This is a genomic window from Streptomyces sp. NPDC093111, from assembly GCF_040683955.1.
GTDB lineage: Bacteria > Actinomycetota > Actinomycetes > Streptomycetales > Streptomycetaceae > Streptomyces.
Genome location: NZ_JBFBNW010000003.1, coordinates 415,523 through 433,997 on the forward strand (window position 1 = coordinate 415,523; position 18,475 = coordinate 433,997).

An 18,475-nucleotide genomic window follows, 5' to 3' on the forward strand; every position below is an offset into this window, starting at 1 on the left:
GTCCCTAGAAGCGGTGGGTGGTGGGGCGGGCCAGCAGGACGCAGGTCAGCACGGACAGCGCCGCCGCGGCGGCGCCCGCCGCGACCGGCCCGGCGGCCGGCACCAGCGTCTGCGCGCCCGCGGCGAGCAGGCACACCGCGGCGGCGCTGGACACCCCGCCGAAGGCCTGGAGCAGCAGCCCGAGCCACAGCACCGCGCCCACCAGGAGCAGCGAGCCGATCCGCCCGGGGCCGAGGGCCGCGGCACCGGGCCACAGCGCGGCGGCGGTGAGGGTCAGGGCGGCCAGCACCCCGAGGTAGGCGCCCAGGCAGCGGGCGAGCATGCCGGTGACGGCGCGCCGGAACTCGTACGCCGTGGTCAGCAGGCTCAGCCGGGTCAGGCTCGCGCCGCGGAAGCGGTGCAGCAGCCACTCGGCCGGGCCCATCGACAGGGTCAGCGCGATGACCGCGTCGGCCCCCGCGTACAGCACGAGCAGCCCGCTGCCCAGGCCGAACAGGCCGTACGGGACGGAGGCCGCGAGCGGGGGTCCGCCCCGGCCGCGGGCGCGGGCCGGCGGCTCGTCGGGGGCCGGGCGCAGGGCCCGCGCGGCGCAGACCGCCGTCGCGGCGAGCGAGCCGAGCAGCAGGGCGGTCCGGAGCGGACCGGGCAGGTCGTGACGGAAGGCGGGGACGGCTCCGGCGAGCGGCAGCAGCGCCCCGAGCAGGGCCCGTTCGCGGCCCAGCACGAGCAGCACGGTCGCGGCGCCCAGGTACACCGCCTGGCCGGCGCCGAACAGGGCCGACGGGTGCTCCCCCGGGCCCGCCGTCGCGACGGCCACGGCCGCGCCCACGAGCGCGCCCGCCGGGGCGCCGACGCGCAGCGCGCGGGTGGCGGCCCGCCGGTCGCCGAGGCCCAGCCAGGTGTACGCGCGGTGGGACAGCACCTGGTTCCACACCCAGCCGGTGACGGCCCCGGCGAACAGCGGCACGGTGCCGGGCGGCAGGCCGTACCGGCCCGGGCCGCCGGCGAGCAGCGGCGCGCCCAGCACGTAGGCGAGGCCGGGCAGGGCGAAGACCACCCCGCGCAGCAGGCAGCCGGCCAGGCCGGTGTGCCAGGGCGCGGTCCTCGGGGGTTCGGGGGCCGCGTGGCGGCGTTCGGTCCTCGCGTAGAGGTCCTCGGCCAGGGCGAAGGAGTCGGCGCGGCCGTAGGTGAGCCGGATGTGGCTGTCGGTCATGCCGTCGGATTCGAGGATGGCGGCTATCTCGTCCGGGTGGACGGCCGCCGCCGCCAGGGCGTCCAGGCGGTCGGCCAGTTCCTCCATCGGGTCGGGGGCCGGGGGTGGTCCGGCGGGGTCCGGGGCGGTGGCCCGGCGGCGGGGGACGGTCGGCAGGGCGTCGCGTGCGGCGCCGGGTTTCAGCCAGAGGGAGCCGCTCATGCCCAGGCTCCTTCCGTCAGTCCGGTGCGCCACCGCTCGGTGAGGCGGACGGTCCAGTCCGGCCGAGGCTCGGCCGGGGGCTCGGCCCGCTCGCCCGCCAGCTCCCGGTAGATGGTGCGGAAGCCGTCGACCGAGCGGTGCAGGGTGAAGCGGTCGACGACGCGTCGGCGGGCGTCCCGGGCGAGCTCCGCCCGGCGGGCGTGGTCCCGGAGGAGTTCCGTCACGGCGGCGGCCATCACGGCCGGTTCGCGGGGCGGGACCACCAGTCCGGTGTCGCCGACGGCCTCGCGGACCCCGCCCACGTCGGTCGAGACGGTGGCCCGGCCGCAGGACATGGCCTCGATGAGGGAGAAGGGGAAACCCTCGCTGATGGAGGAGAGCATCACGATGCTGCCGGCCGCGTAGGCCCCGGCGACGTCGGAGGTGCGGCCCTCGAAGGTGACGCCGTCGGCGACGCCGAGTTCGGCGGCCAGCTTCTCCAGGCGGGTGCGGTAGTCCTCGTTGCCCGCCGGGACCGGGCCGAAGAGCCGGAGGCGTACCTCGGGGAGTTCGGCGCGGACGATCGCGTACGCCCGGATCAGGGTCTCCAGGTCCTTGATCGGGTCCACCCGGCCCACCCAGCTGAGGGTGGGCGTCTCCGGTTCGGGGCCGGCCCAGGGGAAGGCGGCGGGGTCGACGCCGTTGTAGACGGTGCGGATGCGGTCGGCGGGGGCGCCGCCGCGCTCCTCCCAGCGCCGGTTGTACTGGTTGCAGGGGGTGATGAGGTCGGCCTTGCGGTAGCCGAGGGAGTTGAGCTCGCGGTAGAAGCCGAGCATGAGGGCCTTGACCGGATAGCGCTGGGCCTCGGTGCGGTAGCCGAGGTAGCGCTCGCGGAGGTAGATGCCGTGTTCGGTGAGCAGGAAGGGCACCCCTTCGAAGTGCTGGGCGGCGAGCGCCGGCAGCGTGGCGAGACCACTGGACACGGCGTGTGCCACGCGGTCGCCGGGTATCCGGGCGGCGAGCGGACGCAGGGCGTGTTCGAGCAGGTCGGTGGCGGTGAGGGCGTCGTGGACGGTGGGGCGGGCCACGGCGGTCGGCAGGTGGGGCATGGACCAGATCCACATGAGGGAGCGCAGGACCCGCTCCGAGCGCAGGGCGGCGGTCAGGCGGCCCTGGCGGGCGAGTGCGGCCAGGGCGTAGAGGGCCTCGCCGAAGTCGCAGCCCGCGGTGGGGTCGAGGATGGCGAGCAGGAGGCGTTCGTAGGTGTCGAGGAAGCGGCGGCGGGCCAGGCCCCGGGGCGCCCCGCCCCGCTCCGGGGTGCCCCAGAGCGGGAAGGAGCGGTGCTCCGAGATGTTCGGCGGCAGTTCCCAGGTCACGGGTTCGCGGCCGCTGCCGGTGAGGGCGAGGACGCGGAAGTCGACCTCGGGCATGCCGCGGACGAGCTGGTCGCACCAGGTGCTGACGCCCCCGTGTACGTGTGGATAGGTGCCTTCGGTGAGCATGGTGACGTGACGGCCGCTGCTCGGCATGGTGTCCCCCCGGACGTGTCGGACAGTCCCCGGCGCCGGTCAGGCGGTCGGCAGCTTGAGCGTGATCGCGGTCTGGAGCAGTTCGGGCGTGGTCCAGGCCGAGCGGGCGCCGGCGTACGCGGTGCCGAAGGCCGTGGTGCCGAGGAGGAGTTGCTTGCGGGAGCCCTCGGGCGCGGTGAGCGGGACGTCGACGCCGGAGGGCGCCTTGACGGTGACGGTGGTGCCGATCCGGTAGGCGGTGACCTGTCCGGCGGTGAGCGCCCGGTCCCAGGCGGCGCGGCGGTCCAGTTCGGTGCCGACGTCCTTCTGACGGGGGTTCACCAGCGGGGTGTCGGCGGCGAACAGCTCGCGGTAGTCGGCGAGGATCCGGTCGAGGACCGGGTAGAGGAGGCGTTCCTCGGCGAGGTTGGACTGGTGCGCGTAGTGCGGGCGCGGGTCGTTGCCCATCACGTGGGAGAGCGCGGTGCGGGCCTCCTGGGGCACGATGCGGGAGGCGTAGCCGGTGGCGGGGTCGAGCGGGGCGGGCAGGCAGGTGGAGGCCGGGTCGGACTCGCAGATCCCGCTGCCGCCGTCGGCGCGCGCGGTGTAGATCCAGTTGTACTCGTCGGCCATCTCGGCCGCCGTTCCCACGTTGTAGTACACGTTCATGGGGTGGCGGGGCACCGTCTGCGCGGCTCCCGCCCCGGTGCCGACGGAACGCTGCCGCGGTTCGCGCGAGTTGTCGCTGGCGGTCCATCTCACGCCGTTGTCGGCGAGCGCCCCGGCGAGGTTGGGGTTGTCCACGGACTGCTGCGGCAGGGTCTTGAGCCCGGAGTGCTCGCCGGTGACCAGTTCGGTGCGGTCGACGGGGATCCCCTTGAGGAGCGCCCAGTTGAGGTTGTCGCGGATCTGGGCGGAGATCTCGCCGCGGCCGGTCCACTTCACCGCCCCGGTGGCGGGGTCCTTGGCGCACTGCCAGGGGACGGTGGTGGCGTCCTGGACGCAGCCGAGGAAGGGGTGCGTGTAGGTGTGGTTGACCCAGCGGTACTGGGCGCGGTCGGCCAGCAGCCGGGTGGCGAGCGGGTCGGTGCCGCCGTGCTCGGTCTTCCACTCCTCGCCCTGGCCGCCGTTGTAGACCAGGTCGAGCTGGAAGCCGGCGGACTTCTGCCAGGCGGCGGCGTACTGGGCGTCGGCGGCGGTCATCCGGATCGGGTTCTCGGCCCCCTCGTCGCCGCCGGCGCAGTCGAGGTCGCCGGGGGTGCAGTTGCGCGCGGTGTCCCAGCGGGCGTCGGGGGCGAGCACGTCGTCGACGTGGACGGAGAGGTAGTTGCGGTCCTGCCCGAGGTGGACGCCCTGGGTGAGCCATTCGACGATGCCGCGGGCCAGTGCCCGGAACTGGCGCTGGTTCGGGTTGTACGCGAAGGAGACGACCAGTTCGCGCCGCCCGTCGTGGGCGTACTCGCCGATCAGGCTGGCCCGGGTGCCGCCCTCGACGGGCAGGTCGAGGTAGCTGGTGTAGCCGGCCCGGGGGCGGCCCGCGTAGCCGTAACTCTCGGCCACGTCCGGGTCGTTGTCCTCGAAGGCGACGGCTCCCCCGAGGTACCGGAAGGGGCCCGCCCGCCCGGCGGGGGTGACGGAGGCGCGGGTCCCGTCGAGGACGCCGGAGTAGCCGCCGTCGTCGGTGTAGTCGAGGCCGACGCCGGGGTGGGCCCAGGTGTACGCGTCGACCTGCGGGACGCCGAAGGTCCGCTCGTACGCGAAGAGGGCGGTCTGCTCGGCGGAGTCGGGGCCGAAGACGGCCTCGTGCGGCAGGACGACGCCCTGGTACTTGGCGCGGGGGCGGCCGTCGACGGTGTCGCTGAGGAAGGCGGGGGTGAGCACCGCCCGGTTCGCGTCGTTCAGGTCGAGCGTGCGGTACGGCACGCCGGAGACCCGAAGCTCGGCGGTGATCGCCTCGACCGCGCTGCCGCCGTCGTCGACGACGAGCACGGTGAGGTCGACCCGCGGGGCCTGCTCGGCGGCGCCCGCCTGCGCGGACGGGACGACGGTGGCGAGCAGCCCGGCGGCGGCGAGGGCGGCGAGGCGCCCGGCGCGGGGTGCGCGGGAGGCGGTGGTCGTTCGGGCGGTGCGGGCGGTGCGGGCCGTTCTGGGCGTACGGATTCGGCCGGAGTCCTTCACGTGGTGTCCCCCCTCGGGCAGGCCCGTCCGGCGGGAGGACCTGTGGAGATGCTGCAGAGGATGCAAAGGCGAGGGCGTCGCCCTTGCGCGAATGAGGCGAGTGTGAACGAGCTCCGCGACCCGACGGGGTAAACCCGAAAGAGACACCACGGACGAGTGAATCACCGCCGCCGTGAGCGAACCCGGCAAGCGGGCGTAGGCTCGTTCTCGGCGCTCATCGGGCCGAAATACGATGCGGCGGGGCACGGTCGGCCCATCCCTCGACCGCCAAGAACTCAATGGAAGCGAGATTTCACCACCGTGACTGCTCTCACTCTCAGCACCGCCGGAGCGGCGACGCTGCGCGCCGACGCCCTCGTGGTCGGCGTCGCGAAGTCCGGGAAGGCGCTCGTCGTCGCCCCCGGCGCCGAGGCCGTCGACCAGGCCTTCGACGGCGGGCTCGCCGCCGTCCTGGAGACGCTGGGTGCCTCCGGTGCCGAAGGTGAGGCGACCAAGCTGCCCGCCCCCGCCGGTGTGAAGGCCCCCGTCGTCCTGGCCGTCGGCCTCGGCGCGGTCGCCGAGGACGGCGAGGGTTACCCGGCCGAGACGCTGCGCCGTGCCGCCGGCACCGCCGCCCGCGTGCTGGCCGGCGCGAAGAAGGCGGCCTTCGCGCTGCCGATCTCCGCCCCCGAGGACGCCGCCGCGATCGCGGAGGGCGCCCTGCTCGGCGCGTACGCCTACACCGCCTACCAGGACGTCCCCAAGGACGCCAAGAAGCCGCTGGGCGAGGTCGCCCTGCTCGGCGCCAAGCCCCGCGACAAGGCCTACAAGGCCGCCGCGGAGCGCGCGCAGGTCGTCGCCGAGGAGATGAACCGCTCCCGCGACCTGATCAACCAGCCGCCGAACGACCTGCACCCGGCCGCCTTCGCCGCCGCCGCCCAGGCCGCCGGCAAGGAGTACGGCCTCAAGGTCCAGGTGCTCGACGAGAAGGCGCTCGCCAAGGGCGGCTACGGCGGCATCCTGGGCGTCGGCGTCGGTTCGGTGAACCCGCCGCGCCTGGTCCGGATCGCCTACACCCACCCGAAGGCGGAGCGGACCCTCGCCCTGGTCGGCAAGGGCATCACCTACGACTCGGGCGGCATCTCGCTGAAGCCGGCCGGCCACAACGAGACGATGAAGTGCGACATGAGCGGCGCCGCCGCCGTGTTCTCCGCCGTCGTCGCCGCGGCCCGCCTCGGCCTCGTGGTCAACGTCACCGGCTGGCTGGCGCTGGCCGAGAACATGCCGTCGGGCTCGGCCACCCGCCCCGGCGACGTGCTGCGCATGTACAGCGGCAAGACCGTCGAGGTCCTCAACACGGACGCCGAGGGCCGCCTGGTCCTGGCCGACGCGCTGACCAAGGCCTCGGAGGAGAACCCGGACGCCATCGTCGACGTGGCCACCCTGACCGGCGCCATGGTGCTGGCCCTGGGCGACCGCACCTTCGGCATCATGGCCAACGACGACGACTACCGGACCGCGATCCACGAGATCGCGGACGAGGTCGGCGAGCAGTCCTGGCCGATGCCGCTCCCGGCTGACCTGCGCAAGTCCATGGACTCCCCCACCGCCGACATGGCCAACATGGGCGTCCGGATGGGCGGCGGCCTGGTCGCCGGTCTCTTCCTGCAGGAGTTCGTGGGCGAGGGCATCACCTGGGCCCACCTGGACATCGCGGGCCCGGCCTTCCACGAGGGCGCCCCGTACGGCTACACCCCCAAGGGCGGCACCGGCTCCTCGGTGCGCACCCTGGTCCGGCTGGCCGAGCGCCACGCGGACGGCGAGCTCTGATCGGGCTCCCGCACGCACGGTGACGGCCCCGGGACCCCTGTCCCCGGGGCCGTCACCCGTTCCGGCCGTTCCACGGGGCCGTCCGGGACCCGCCCGGGGGCGGGCCGGGCGCTGTTCGCCCGCGACGAAATCCGCAGCTTCGTACAGGCGTATTACCCGTCCGTACGGACGATCGGCCGGTCTCATCCTCCGGCCCCGCGTCCCGCCGCCCGTCAACAAGTGCGAAGATGGGTTCTCGGCAGGACAGGGCCCCCACCACAGGGCCGAAGAAAATGCGGCCGGACACCAGAGCCGCCGCCCGGTCGCTGCAGACCGGCGACGAGCGCACATGCATGGAGGACGTGACGTGGCGAACGACGCCAGCACCGTTTTCGACCTAGTGATCCTCGGCGGCGGTAGCGGCGGTTACGCCGCGGCGCTGCGCGGAGCGCAGCTGGGCCTGGACGTCGCACTGATCGAGAAGAACAAGCTCGGCGGCACCTGCCTGCACAACGGCTGCATCCCGACGAAGGCCCTGCTCCACGCCGGCGAGGTCGCCGACCAGGCGCGCGAGGCGGAGCAGTTCGGTGTCAAGGCCTCCTTCGAGGGCATCGACATCAAGGCCGTGCACAAGTACAAGGACGACGTGATCTCGGGCCTGTACAAGGGTCTCCAGGGTCTCGTCGCCTCCCGCAAGGTGACCTACATCGAGGGCACCGGCCACCTGTCCTCGCCCACCTCCGTCGACGTGGACGGCCGCCGGGTCGAGGGCCGTCACGTCCTCCTCGCCACGGGCTCCGTGCCGAAGTCGCTCCCGGGTCTGGAGATCGACGGCAACCGGATCATCTCCTCGGACCACGCGCTGACCCTGGACCGGGTCCCGGAGTCCGCGATCATCCTCGGCGGCGGCGTCATCGGCGTCGAGTTCGCCTCGGCGTGGAAGTCCTTCGGCACCGAGGTCACCGTCATCGAGGGCCTGAAGCACCTGGTCCCGGTCGAGGACGAGAACAGCTCGAAGCTGCTGGAGCGCGCGTTCCGCAAGCGGGGCATCAAGTTCAACCTCGGCACCTTCTTCCAGTCGGCCGAGTACACCGAGACCGGTGTCAAGGTCACCCTGGCCGACGGCAAGACCTTCGAGGCCGAGGTGCTGCTGGTCGCCATCGGCCGCGGCCCGGTCTCGGCCGGTCTCGGCTACGAGGAGCAGGGCGTCGCGATGGACCGCGGCTACGTGCTCGTCGACGAGTACATGCGCACCAACGTGCCCACGATCTCCGCGGTCGGCGACCTGGTCCCGACCCTCCAGCTCGCGCACGTCGGCTTCGCCGAGGGCATCCTGGTGGCGGAGCGGCTGGCCGGTCTGAAGACCGTCCCGATCGACTACGACGGTGTCCCGCGGGTGACGTACTGCCACCCGGAGGTCGCCTCCGTCGGCATCACCGAGGCCAAGGCCAAGGAGATCTACGGCGCGGACAAGGTCGTCGCCCTCAAGTACAACCTCGCGGGCAACGGCAAGAGCAAGATCCTCAAGACCGCGGGCGAGATCAAGCTGGTCCAGGTCAAGGACGGTGCCGTGGTCGGCGTCCACATGGTCGGTGACCGCATGGGCGAGCAGGTCGGCGAAGCTCAGCTGATCTACAACTGGGAGGCGCTGCCGGCCGAGGTCGCGCAGCTCATCCACGCCCACCCGACGCAGAACGAGGCCCTCGGCGAGGCCCACCTGGCCCTGGCCGGCAAGCCTCTCCACTCGCACGACTGACGCTCACGTCATCCAGGGCGCGACGACCACTTTCCGCACATTCGATAGGAGCAACCGAAACCATGTCGGTTTCCGTAACCCTGCCGGCGCTCGGCGAGAGCGTCACCGAGGGCACCGTCACCCGCTGGCTCAAGGCCGAGGGCGAGCGCGTCGAGGCTGACGAGCCGCTGCTCGAGGTCTCGACCGACAAGGTCGACACCGAGATCCCCGCCCCCGCCTCGGGCATCCTGGCCTCCATCAAGGTCGCCGAGGACGAGACGGTCGAGGTCGGCGCCGAGCTGGCCATCATCGACGACGGCACCGGCGCCCCCGCCGCTGCCCCGGCGCCGGCCGCCGAGCCGGTCGCCGCCCCGGCCCCGGCCGCTCCGGCGCCGGTCGCCGAGGCCCCCGCCGCCCCGGCCCCCGTGGCCGAGGCCGCCGCCCCCGCCGGTGCCGCTCAGGGCACCGACGTCGTGCTGCCCGCGCTGGGCGAGTCCGTCACCGAGGGCACCGTCACCCGCTGGCTGAAGTCGGTCGGCGAGACCGTCGAGGCCGACGAGCCGCTGCTCGAGGTCTCCACGGACAAGGTCGACACCGAGATCCCGGCGCCCGTCTCCGGCGTGCTGCTCGAGATCGTCGTCGCCGAGGACGAGTCCGCCGAGGTCGGCGCCAAGCTGGCCGTCATCGGTGCCGCCGGTGCCGCGCCCGCCGCCGCTCCGGCCCCGGCCGCCCCGGCCCCCGTCGCGGCTCCGGCTCCGGTGGCCCCGGCCGCTCCGGCTCCGGCGCCCGCCCCGGTGGCTCCGGCCGCTCCGGTCGCCGCCCCGGCCCCGGTCGCGCCCGCCGCCCCGGCCGCCCCCGTCGCCGCTCAGCCGGCCGAGGACGGCGCGTACGTGACCCCGCTGGTCCGCAAGCTCGCCACCGAGAACGGTGTCGACCTGGCGGGCGTCAAGGGCTCGGGCGTCGGCGGTCGCATCCGCAAGCAGGACGTCCTCGCGGCCGCCGAGGCCAAGAAGGCCGCTCCGGCTCCGGTCGCCGCCGCTCCGGCCGCTCCGGCCGCCGCCAAGGCTCCGGCCCTGGAGGTCTCGCCGCTGCGTGGCCAGACCGTCAAGATGACCCGCATGCGCAAGGTCATCGGCGACAACATGATGAAGGCGCTGCACGGCCAGGCCCAGCTGTCCTCGGTCGTCGAGGTCGACATCACCAAGCTGATGAAGCTGCGCGGCCGCGCGAAGGACTCCTTCGCCGCCCGTGAGGGCGTCAAGCTCTCCCCGATGCCGTTCTTCGTGAAGGCGGCGGCCCAGGCGCTGAAGGCCCACCCGGTCATCAACGCCCGGATCAACGAGGCCGAGGGCACGATCACCTACTTCGACTCCGAGAACATCGGGATCGCGGTGGACTCCGAGAAGGGCCTGATGACCCCGGTCATCAAGGGTGCGGGCGACCTGAACATCGCCGGCATCTCCAAGGCCACCGCCGAGCTGGCCGGCAAGGTCCGCGGCAACAAGATCACGCCGGACGAGCTCGCCGGCGCGACCTTCACCATCAGCAACACCGGTTCGCGCGGTGCGCTGTTCGACACGATCATCGTGCCGCCGAACCAGGTCGCCATCCTGGGCATCGGTGCCACGGTCAAGCGTCCGGCCGTCATCGAGACCGCCGAGGGCACCGTCATCGGCGTCCGCGACATGACCTACCTCACGCTCTCCTACGACCACCGTCTGGTGGACGGCGCCGACGCCGCCCGCTACCTGACGGCCGTCAAGGCGATCCTGGAGGCCGGCGAGTTCGAGGTCGACCTCGGTCTGTAAGGCACGCTGCCGAAAGGCAACGTAACAAGCCTCACCTGCGGTGTCCCCGTCCGGATGTGTTTCCGGGCGGGGACACCGCCGTATTGTCTAAGGGTCAATGACTCCCTAAGGAGCGGCTTCCATGACCATGCCCGTCGTCCATTCGCTGCGCGAGCAGATCCGCGAGCACATCGTGGAGGGCATCGTCAGCGGGCGCTGGAAGCCGGGCGAGCGGATCGTGGAGCGCCGGATCGCGACGGAGCTCGAGGTGTCGCAGACGCCGGTGCGCGAGGCGCTGCGCGAGCTGGAGTCGCTGCGGCTGATCGAGTCGGCACCCAACAAGGGCGTCCGGGTGCGCAATCTCACCGCCGCCGACCTGGAGGAGAGCTACCCCGTACGGGCCGGTCTGGAGCAGATCGCGGCCGAGCTGGCGGCCGGCCGGCTGGCGGCGGACTGCTCGACCCTGGAGCCGCACGTGGCGGCCCTGTACGAGGCGGACGCGGCGGCGGACGGTACGGCGCAGGTGCGGCACACGGTGGCGTTCCACCGGGAGCTGGTGAAGGCGGCCGGGAACAGCGTGCTGCTGCACACCTGGGAGGGCCTGGGCATCGAGGTGTTCACGGCGCTGTCGATCCGCTGGCTGGGCACGGTGCAGAAGTCGTACGCGGAGGAGCACCAGGAGCTCGTGGAGGCCTTCCGCAGGGGCGACCCGCAGATCGGCGCGCTGGTGAAGGCGCACGTCCTGGGGTGCGCCCCGAGGGCGTGATCCGGCCACGCGTGTCGCCGTCCACCGTCTGAGCGGGTCCGTTTCGAACGGACCCGCTCATTCGTGCGTAGGGGCTCTCAATCGCTCTCCCACCTGCGCGGATCCTTCGAAAACAAGGCACCGGGTGCCCGTTTTCGCGGCACCCTGTGCCGACTTTCGTACTCCAGGGAAGTTTTTCGGTTCAATACTTTGATCGATCATCGATCGTCGGCTTACAGTCTTCGGCGGGCCGTACCCCGGCCCTTCGCCCTGTCCTGCCAGACACGGCTTCTTTTTCTCCACCCCCACCTGTCCGGAAGGCGGCGATCATGACCGATCCCGTAGGCAAGATTCCGAGCGAGCTCGACCAGCTCCCGGACCGTGACACCGAGGAGACCGCCGAGTGGGCGGCCTCCCTGGACGCCGTCACCAAGGCCGCCGGCCCGCACCGGGCCGCCTACCTGATGCGCCGCACGCTCCAGCACGCCGAGGGCGCGGGCCTGGCCCTGCCCAAGCTGCTGGAGACGGACTACGTCAACACCATCCCCACCTCCGCCGAGCCCTCGGTCACCGAGTTCGGCGGCGACGAGGAGATGGAGCGGAAGATCACCGCCTGGAACCGCTGGAACGCGGCCGCGATGGTCACCCGCGGCTCCAAGCACGGCGTCGGCGGCCACATCGCCACCTTCGCCTCCGCGGCCTGGCTCTACGAGACCGGCTTCAACCACTTCTTCAAGGGCAAGGAGTCGGGCGCCGCCGAGGGATCCGGCGACCAGCTCTACATCCAGGGCCATGCCTCCCCCGGCATCTACGCCCGCGCCTTCCTCGACGGGCGGCTGAACGAGGGCCACCTCGACAACTTCCGGCAGGAGTCCGGCGGCAACGGCCTGCCCTCCTACCCGCACCCGCGCCGGCTGCCCTGGCTGTGGGAGTTCCCCACCGTCTCCATGGGCCTCGGCCCGCTCTCCGCGATCTACCAGGCGCGCTTCAACCGCTACCTGACCAACCGCTCCATCAAGGACGTCTCCGCCTCGCACGTGTGGGCGTTCCTCGGTGACGGCGAGATGGACGAGCCGGAGTCGACCGCCGCCCTGGCGCTCGCCGCCCGCGAGGGCCTGGACAACCTGACCTTCGTCATCAACTGCAACCTGCAGCGCCTCGACGGCCCGGTCCGCGCCAACTTCAAGATCGTGCAGGAGCTGGAGGCCCAGTTCCGCGGCGCCGGCTGGAACGTGGTCAAGTCCCTGTGGGGCAACGCCTGGGACGAGCTGTTCGCGCTCGACACCACCGGCGCCCTGGTCCGCCGCCTGCGCCAGGTGCCGGACGCGCAGGTCCAGACGTACCAGACCCGCGACGCCGCCTACATCCGCCAGGACTTCTTCGGCGCCGACCCGGCCCTCGTCGAGATGGCGAAGCTGCTCTCGGACGACAAGATCCTGGAGTGCTTCCACCTCTCCCGCGGTGGCCACGAGCCGCGCAAGGTGTACGCCGCGTACAAGGCCGCCCTGGAGTTCAAGGGCGCGCCGACGGTCATCCTCGCGCAGACCGTCAAGGGCTTCACCCTGGGTGAGGGCTTCGCGTCGAAGAACGCGAACCACCAGATGAAGAAGCTCACCGGCGACGAGTTCAAGAACATGCGTGACCTGCTGGAGCTGCCGATCTCGGACGCCCAGTTCGTCGACGGCCAGGTGCCCTACGGCCACCCGGGCGCCGACTCCCCCGAGGTCCGCTACCTCCAGGAGCGCCGCGCGGCCCTCGGCGGCCCCGCCCCGGCCCGCCGGGTGCACCCGCTCGCGCCGCTGCCGGCCCCGGCCGAGAAGACCTTCGCCGCCTTCGACAAGGGCTCCGGCACGCAGTCCATCGCCACCACGATGGCCTTCGTCCGCCTGGTCAAGGACCTGGTCCGCGACAAGGAGACCGGCAAGCGCTGGGTCCCGATCGTCCCGGACGAGGCCCGCACCTTCGGCATGGAGTCGCTGTTCCCCTCGCTCGGCATCTACTCGCCGAAGGGCCAGACGTACGAGCCGGTCGACCGCGACCAGCTGATGTACTACAAGGAGGCCGTCAACGGCCAGATCCTGAACGAGGGCATCACCGAGGCCGGCTCGATGGCCGACTTCATCGCCGCTTCGACGTCGTACGCGACGCACGGCGAGGCGATGATCCCGTTCTACATCTTCTACTCGATGTTCGGCTGGCAGCGGACCGCCGACCAGATGTGGCAGCTCGGCGACCAGCTCGGCCGCGGCTTCCTCGTCGGCGCCACCGCCGGCCGCACCACCCTGACCGGTGAGGGCCTCCAGCACGCCGACGGGCACTCCCCGGTGATCGCGGCCACCAACCCGGCGGCGCTCACCTACGACCCGGCGTTCGCCTACGAGGTCGCGGCCATCGTCAAGGAGGGCCTGCGCCGCATGTACGGCGAGGCGGCCGAGGGCGAGGACCAGAACGTCTTCTACTACCTCACCGTCTACAACGAGCCGATGCCGCAGCCGGCCAAGCCGTCCGGCGTCGACGAGGGCATCATCAAGGGCCTGTACCGCTTCAACACGGCCGAGTCGGCCGGCCTGGAGCTCCCGGCGAACGCCTCGCGCATCCAGCTGCTCTCCTCCGGCACGGCCATCCACTGGGCCCTGGAGGCGCAGCAGCTGCTCGCCGCCGAGTGGGGCGTGGCCGCCGACGTGTGGTCCGCCACCTCGTGGACCGAGCTGCGCCGCGACGCGCTGGAGGCCGACGCGGCCATGCTGCGCGGCGAGGAGCGCGTGCCGTACGTCCGCCAGGCCCTGGAGGGCGTGGACTCCCCGGTCCTCGCCGTCTCGGACTACATGCGCCAGGTCCCGGACCAGATCGCGCAGTGGGTCCAGCAGGACTGGTCCTCGCTGGGCGCCGACGGCTTCGGCCTGTCGGACACCCGTGTCGCCGCCCGCCGCCACTTCGGCATCGACGCCCAGTCGATCGTGGTCGCCGCGCTCGCCCAGCTCGCCCGCCGCGGCGAGGTCAAGGCGACCTCGGTGAAGGAGGCGCGCGAGCGCTACGGCCTGTAAGGGCCCTTGATCCACCCGAGGCGGGCGGCACGCATGATGGACTCATGCGTGCCGCCCGCCTCATCAAGTTGGTGCTCCTCCTCCAGTCCCGGCCGTCCATGACGGCCGCCGAACTCGCCGCCGAGCTGGAGGTGTCGGAGCGCACCATCACCCGCGACGCCCTCGCCCTCTCGGAGGCGGGGGTGCCGGTCTACGCGGACCGGGGCCGGGCGGGCGGCTACCGGCTCGTCGGCGGCTACCGGACCCGGCTGACCGGGCTCGCCCGCGGCGAGGCGGAGGCACTGTTCCTGTCGGGGCTCCCGGAGGCGCTGCGGGACCTGGGGCTCGCCGACGCGGCCTCGGCGGCCCGGCTGAAGGTGGCGGCGGCGCTGACGCCCTCGCTGCGGGACGCGCCGGAGGCGGTGGGCCGCCGCTTCCACCTGGACGCGCCCGCCTGGTACCAGGAGCCGCGGACGCCGGAGCTGCTCGGGCCGGTCGCGGACGCGGTCTGGGACGACCGGCCGGTGCGGGCCCGCTACCGGCGGGGCGACGGCGAGGTGGAGCGCGAGCTCCAGCCGTACGGTCTCGTCCTGAAGGCGGGCGTCTGGTACGTGTGCGCGCGCCTCCAGGACGGGGCCGGCCCGTTCCGTACCTACCGGGTGGACCGCTTCGTCGAGGTGGTGGTGGCCGAGGAGCGCTTCGAGCGGGACCCCGGCTTCGATCTGGCGGCGTTCTGGAGCGAGCGGTCCGCCGAGTTCGCCCGCTCGCTGCTGCGCGCGGAGGTGGTGCTGCGGCTGACCCCGGCCGGCGCGCGGCGGCTGCCGTACGTGACGGACCGGGCGGCGGCCGAGGAGGCGCTGGCGGCGGGGGCCGCCGAGGGCGGGGCGGACCCGGCGGACGGCCGGGTCACGGTGACGCTTCCGGTGGAGAGCGAGGACGTGGCCTTCGGGCAGCTGCTCGGGCTCGGCCCGGAGGCGGAGGTGCTGGCCCCCGCCTCCCTGCGGGCCCGGTTCGCGGCGGCGGCGCGGGCGCTGGCCGAGGTCTACCGGTAGTCCTCGACCCGGGTGTCCGGGTCGGTCTCCTTGGCCACGAGGAAGCCCCAGGAGTCCGGCCGGGAGCCGTCGGCGTCGGTGAAGCCGTACTCCCGGGCGAGCCGTCCGCTGTCCGTGGACCGGCCGTTCCAGCGGGCCCGGTCCGGGTCGGCGGCGAGGGCGGCGACGGCGCGCCCGACGTACACCGGGGACTCGGAGACGCCGAAGTCGGGGATCTTCGCGGTCGCGTCGCGCCAGTCGTCCTCGGTGACGCCGAAGTGGGCGAGCATCTGCTCGGACCTGAGCCAGCCGGGGCTGACGCAGACGGCCGTGCCGCCGTACTCCCTCAGCTCCTCGCCGAGGCCGAAGGCCATCCGGATGGGGGCGTTCTTGGCGAGGTCGTAGAAGAGGTTCTCGCGGTGGCGGGTGCCGTTGTACGCGGCGGTGCCGTCGGTGACCTCGACGACGAGTCCGCCGGGGTGCCGGATCAGCAGCGGCAGCGCGGCGTGGGAGGTGATGGCGTGCGTCTTCACGCCGAGTTCGAGCATCCGCAGCCCGCCGGCGAGGTCGTACTCCCAGGTCTTCTTCCCGAAGTCGAGGAGGTGTTCGCCGCCCCAGACGTCGTTGACGAGGACGTCGAGCCGGCCCTGTTCGCGGTCGATCCGCTCGACCAGGGCGCGTACCGCGTCGGGGTCGAGGTGGTCGGTGGGGACGGCGTGGCCGGTGCCGCCGGCGGCGGTGACGAGCTCGGCGGTCTCCTCGATGGTCTCGGTGCGGCGGCCGACCTCGCTGATCCGGTCGCGGGTGGTGCGTCCGGTGACGTAGACGGTGGCTCCGGCGGCGCCGAGCTGGACGGCGATGGCCCGTCCGGCGCCCCGGGTGGCGCCGGCGACGAGGGCGATCCGGCCGGACAGGGGCTTCGTGTCGGTGGTCATGGGCCGAGCCTGGCAGGAAAATACGACATCTTCCGTCCGGATTGTTTTCGGCCGGTTCCGGGTGCGTCGCCCCGCGCCACCCACGATGCTTGTCCCGTGATGGACGAGACGGAGTTCTGGGAGATCATCGACTCCACCCGGGAGGGCGCCGACGGCGACCCGGAGGAGCACGCCGACCTGCTCGTCGAGCGGCTGACGCAGCTGGATCCCGATGCCGTCCTCGACTTCGCGCGCCATTTCGAGGCCCGGTTCAACCGCGCGTACAGCTGGGAGCTGTGGGGCGCGGCGGCGGTGCTCTTCGACGGGGCGGGGGACGACGCCTTCGACTTCTTCCGCTGCTGGCTGATCGGCCAGGGCCGGGAGGTCTTCGAGGGGGCGGTGCACGATCCGGACGCGCTGGCGGAGCTGCTCGACGCCTTCGACGAGGAGATCGACGGGGACGGCGAGGAGCTGGGTTTCGCGGCGGACGAGGCGTACGAGCGCCTGACCGGCGTGGAGGCGCCGGATCTGGGGATCCCGCCGCAGGCCGCGGAGCCGGCGGGCACCCCGGTCGACCTGGCGGACGACGGGGTGCTCGCGGTCCGCTTCCCTCGGTTGTGGGCCCGGTTCGGTCCCGGATGACAGGGGGGGTACCTGGACCGAACCGGGCCGGTCCTTCAGCCCCCGAGCCGCAGCTGGGGGTTCTCCTGGCCGAGGATCATGTCGGTCCTGGGCTGGAGGGCGGGGAAGAGCTGTTCGGGCTGCGGGATCGCCCAGTACTTGCCCTCGGCGACCATGTCGAAGACCCGCTCGGCGTGCTCCTCGGGGGTGAGCCCGTGCTCGTCGGCGAGCTGCTGGAGCTGCGCGTTGAAGGCCGCGATCTCCGGGGGCTCGTCCGCGCCGGGGCGGGCGGCCTTGAAGATCTCGCTCTTGACCGAGCCGGGCGTCACGACGGACACCTGGATCGGCGCGCCCTTCATCTGCATCTCGTAGTGCAGCGACTCGCTGAGCGCGAGGGTGCCGAACTTGGTGACGCTGTACGGGGCCATGAGCGGGCTCGGCAGCAGGCCGCCGACGGACGAGACGTTGACGACCCAGGCCCGCTCGCCGCGCTCCAGCATGCGCGGGACGAAGGCCCGGATGCCGTTGACGTAGCCGCCGATGTTGATCCGCAGCATGGCGTCCCAGCGCTCGGCGGGGATCTCCCACGAGTAGCCCATGGCCATGATCCCGGCATTGTTGACCAGCAGGTCGACGACGCCGAACCGGGTGTACGCCGTGTCGGCGAGCGCCTCGACGGAGCCGGGGTCGGCGACGTCGGTGACGACGGACTCGACCTCGGCGCCGGTGGCCCGCAGCTCCTCGGCGAAGACGGCGAGGCGGTCGGCGGCGATGTCGGCGAGCACCAGCTTCATGCCCAGCGCGGCGGCCTGCCGGGCGAGTCCGGCGCCGATGCCGGAGGAGGCTCCGGTGATGACGGCGGTGCGCCCGGCGAAGGTGTCGGCGGCGGACATCAGAAGTGCGTTCCGCCGTCGATGCGGACCTCGGTGCCGGTGATGAAGCGGCCGTCCTCGGAGGCGAGCATCGCGACGACGCCGGCGACGGTCTCGGGGCCGGCGAAGCCCTGGCCGAGGGCGGGGGACAGCTTGGCGAAGAGGGACCAGTCGGTGTCCTCGGGCAGGCCGGGGCCCGCGGACTGCTTGCTGGCGCCGCTGCCGTCGGTCATGCCGGAGGAGATGGAGCCGGGCTGCACGGCGGTGAAGCGGATGCCCTGCTTGGCGTACTCGGCGGCGAGCGCGTGGGTCATGGACTGGATGCCGCCCTTGCTGGCCGCGTAGGCCGCCATGTAGGGGTGCGCGAAGGTCGCCGAGGTGGAGGAGAAGTTGACGACGGCGGAGCCCTCGCCCTCCAGGAGCGCCGGGACGGCCTCGCGGATCATGAGGAAGGTGCCGGTCAGGTTGACCCGGAGCACCTGCTCGAAGGCGTCGAGGCTGGTCTCGTGGGTGTGCGAGGAGCGCAGGATGCCGGCCGCGTTGACCAGGACGTCCAGGCCGCCGAGGGCGGTGACGGCGGCGGCGACGCCCTCGCGCACCGAGGTCTCGTCGCCGATGTTCACGACGAGGGTGGTGAGGCGGTCGGCGTCGGCGCCGGCCTTGGCCACGGTGTCCTTGAGGCCGTCCTCGCTGATGTCCGCGGCGACGACGGTGCCGCCCTCCGCGAGCATGCGCAGGACGGTGGCCTGGCCGATGCCGGAGCCGCCGCCGGTGACCAGGGCGCGGCGTCCTACGTAGCGGGTGAGCTGCTTCATGACGGCAACCTCTCGATGTCGAGCTATCCGGGGGATGTGTGCCACCGTACGCCTAAGTGGCACGT

The 18,475-nt window shown here is 72.8% G+C and carries 13 protein-coding genes; 7 read left to right on the forward strand and 6 right to left on the reverse strand.

Annotation, left to right across the window (positions count from 1 at the left end):
* Nucleotides 1-4 precede the first annotated feature (4 nt).
* Genes AB0Q96_RS06720 through AB0Q96_RS06730 form a run of 3 tightly spaced genes read right to left on the reverse strand, consistent with a single transcriptional unit; the run spans nucleotide 5 to nucleotide 4,959 of the window.
* Nucleotides 5-1,414 carry a hypothetical protein gene (locus tag AB0Q96_RS06720; protein ID WP_365322341.1) on the reverse strand — a complete coding sequence of 470 codons (1,410 nt, stop codon included), beginning with the start codon at nucleotides 1,412-1,414 and terminating at the stop codon, nucleotides 5-7.
* Nucleotides 1,411-2,922, reverse strand: a complete 1,512-nt coding sequence (pelF, locus tag AB0Q96_RS06725) for a GT4 family glycosyltransferase PelF (RefSeq protein ID WP_365322343.1) — start codon at nucleotides 2,920-2,922, stop codon at nucleotides 1,411-1,413. The genes AB0Q96_RS06720 and pelF overlap by 4 nt, the downstream gene beginning before the upstream one ends.
* A 39-nt stretch (nucleotides 2,923-2,961) precedes the next feature.
* The gene (locus AB0Q96_RS06730) at nucleotides 2,962-4,959 is read right to left on the reverse strand and encodes a hypothetical protein (protein WP_365322502.1); all 1,998 of its coding nucleotides are present in this window, start codon (nucleotides 4,957-4,959) and stop codon (nucleotides 2,962-2,964) included.
* A gap of 420 nt (nucleotides 4,960-5,379) precedes the next feature.
* On the opposite strand from AB0Q96_RS06730, the gene AB0Q96_RS06735 reads away from it, so the two are divergent.
* The 6 genes from AB0Q96_RS06735 (at nucleotide 5,380) to AB0Q96_RS06760 (ending at nucleotide 15,209) form a co-directional block, all read left to right on the forward strand.
* Nucleotides 5,380-6,888, forward strand: coding sequence for a leucyl aminopeptidase (locus AB0Q96_RS06735; RefSeq protein WP_365322345.1), 1,509 nt, complete (start codon nucleotides 5,380-5,382; stop codon nucleotides 6,886-6,888).
* Between the two features lie 346 nt (nucleotides 6,889-7,234).
* Nucleotides 7,235-8,623, forward strand: coding sequence for a dihydrolipoyl dehydrogenase (gene lpdA / locus AB0Q96_RS06740; protein ID WP_365322346.1), 1,389 nt, complete (start codon nucleotides 7,235-7,237; stop codon nucleotides 8,621-8,623).
* Nucleotides 8,624-8,685: 62 nt separating this feature from the next.
* On the forward strand, nucleotides 8,686-10,410 hold the full coding sequence (sucB, locus tag AB0Q96_RS06745) for a 2-oxoglutarate dehydrogenase, E2 component, dihydrolipoamide succinyltransferase (RefSeq protein WP_365322348.1): 1,725 nt from the start codon (nucleotides 8,686-8,688) through the stop codon (nucleotides 10,408-10,410).
* Nucleotides 10,411-10,531: 121 nt separating this feature from the next.
* Nucleotides 10,532-11,155: a GntR family transcriptional regulator gene (locus AB0Q96_RS06750; RefSeq protein ID WP_329420003.1), complete on the forward strand. Its 624-nt coding sequence runs from the start codon at nucleotides 10,532-10,534 to the stop codon at nucleotides 11,153-11,155.
* A 308-nt stretch (nucleotides 11,156-11,463) separates the two neighbouring features.
* Entirely contained in the window at nucleotides 11,464-14,178 is a 2,715-nt protein-coding gene (gene aceE, locus AB0Q96_RS06755) for a pyruvate dehydrogenase (acetyl-transferring), homodimeric type (protein ID WP_365322351.1), read from the forward strand.
* 44 nt (nucleotides 14,179-14,222) lie between these two features.
* Complete coding sequence (locus AB0Q96_RS06760) at nucleotides 14,223-15,209, forward strand: WYL domain-containing protein (RefSeq protein ID WP_365322354.1); 987 nt, start codon at nucleotides 14,223-14,225, stop codon at nucleotides 15,207-15,209.
* On the opposite strand, the gene AB0Q96_RS06765 is transcribed toward AB0Q96_RS06760, so the two are convergent.
* A complete protein-coding gene (locus AB0Q96_RS06765) occupies nucleotides 15,200-16,123 on the reverse strand; it encodes an SDR family oxidoreductase (RefSeq protein WP_365322356.1) in 924 nt (307 codons plus the stop codon). The two genes, AB0Q96_RS06760 and AB0Q96_RS06765, sit on opposite strands and share 10 nt — an antisense overlap.
* 99 nt (nucleotides 16,124-16,222) lie before the next feature.
* Here AB0Q96_RS06765 and AB0Q96_RS06770 point away from each other — a divergent pair, with 99 nt between their 5' ends.
* Entirely contained in the window at nucleotides 16,223-16,744 is a 522-nt protein-coding gene (locus AB0Q96_RS06770; RefSeq protein WP_365322504.1) for a DUF4240 domain-containing protein, read from the forward strand.
* A 35-nt stretch (nucleotides 16,745-16,779) separates the two neighbouring features.
* Here the strand turns inward: AB0Q96_RS06770 and AB0Q96_RS06775 are convergent, their stop codons facing one another.
* Both AB0Q96_RS06775 and AB0Q96_RS06780 read right to left on the reverse strand, forming a co-directional pair.
* Nucleotides 16,780-17,616, reverse strand: coding sequence for an SDR family NAD(P)-dependent oxidoreductase (locus tag AB0Q96_RS06775; protein WP_365322358.1), 837 nt, complete (start codon nucleotides 17,614-17,616; stop codon nucleotides 16,780-16,782).
* Nucleotides 17,616-18,410, reverse strand: a complete 795-nt coding sequence (locus tag AB0Q96_RS06780; RefSeq protein WP_365322360.1) for an SDR family oxidoreductase — start codon at nucleotides 18,408-18,410, stop codon at nucleotides 17,616-17,618. The genes AB0Q96_RS06775 and AB0Q96_RS06780 overlap by 1 nt, the downstream gene beginning before the upstream one ends.
* Nucleotides 18,411-18,475: the final 65 nt, after the last annotated feature.

Coding starts and splice junctions, on each gene's coding strand:
- pelF (WP_365322343.1), bottom strand. CDS start 2,922: ATGCCGAGCAGCGGCCGTCACGTCACCATGCTCACCGAAGGCACCTAT.
- aceE (WP_365322351.1), top strand. CDS start 11,464: ATGACCGATCCCGTAGGCAAGATTCCGAGCGAGCTCGACCAGCTCCCG.
- sucB (WP_365322348.1), top strand. CDS start 8,686: ATGTCGGTTTCCGTAACCCTGCCGGCGCTCGGCGAGAGCGTCACCGAG.
- AB0Q96_RS06720 (WP_365322341.1), bottom strand. CDS start 1,414: ATGAGCGGCTCCCTCTGGCTGAAACCCGGCGCCGCACGCGACGCCCTG.
- AB0Q96_RS06780 (WP_365322360.1), bottom strand. CDS start 18,410: ATGAAGCAGCTCACCCGCTACGTAGGACGCCGCGCCCTGGTCACCGGC.
- AB0Q96_RS06770 (WP_365322504.1), top strand. CDS start 16,223: ATGGACGAGACGGAGTTCTGGGAGATCATCGACTCCACCCGGGAGGGC.
- AB0Q96_RS06775 (WP_365322358.1), bottom strand. CDS start 17,616: ATGTCCGCCGCCGACACCTTCGCCGGGCGCACCGCCGTCATCACCGGA.
- AB0Q96_RS06750 (WP_329420003.1), top strand. CDS start 10,532: ATGACCATGCCCGTCGTCCATTCGCTGCGCGAGCAGATCCGCGAGCAC.
- AB0Q96_RS06765 (WP_365322356.1), bottom strand. CDS start 16,123: ATGACCACCGACACGAAGCCCCTGTCCGGCCGGATCGCCCTCGTCGCC.
- AB0Q96_RS06760 (WP_365322354.1), top strand. CDS start 14,223: ATGCGTGCCGCCCGCCTCATCAAGTTGGTGCTCCTCCTCCAGTCCCGG.